Origin of the sequence: Streptomyces sp. SID12501, assembly GCF_010550245.1 — a bacterium.
Lineage (GTDB): Bacteria > Actinomycetota > Actinomycetes > Streptomycetales > Streptomycetaceae > Streptomyces.
Map to the genome: position 1 here is coordinate 1 of NZ_JAAGLU010000286.1, position 591 is coordinate 591.

Annotated in this window: 1 pseudogene; it reads left to right on the plus strand. The window is 70.7% G+C overall.

Features of this window, described 5'->3' with window-relative positions:
* Positions 1-591 (plus strand): annotated as a pseudogene (locus G3I71_RS45775) (xylan 1,4-beta-xylosidase); the annotation flags it as partial.

Genomic DNA, 591 nt, shown 5'->3' on the forward strand with positions numbered 1-591 from the left:
GGGATCGAGGAGGTCCGGCGCTGGCCGGTCGAGGTCTGGAACGAGCCGAACCTCGCGGGCTTCTGGAAGGACGCCGACCAGGCGGCCTACTTCCGGCTGTTCGAGGAGACCGCCCGCGCGGTCAAGGACGTCGACGCCGAGCTGCAGGTCGGCGGCCCCGCCATCTGCGGCGGCTCGGACGACGCGTGGTGGGCGCCGTTCGCGGACTTCGTGACGAGCCGCGACGTGCCGATCGACTTCGTCAGCCGGCACGCGTACGCGACCGGCCCGACGCAGGAGATCCCGTTCGGCACCTACCAGACGCTGCAGCCGCCGGCGTGGCTGCTCGGCGAGTTCGACGTGCCGCGCCGCTACCTCGAGGGCACGGCTCTCGCGGGCCTGCCGGTGCACATCACCGAGTTCAACACCTCGTACCGGCCCGACAACCCGATCCACGACACCGCGTACAACGCGGCCTACCTGGCGCCCGTGCTCGCGGGCGGCGGCGACCTGGTCGACTCGTTCTCGTACTGGACGTTCTGCGACGTCTTCGAGGAGACGAACGTGCCGACGTCGTTCTTCCACGGCGGGTTCGGCATGCTCACGCACCGG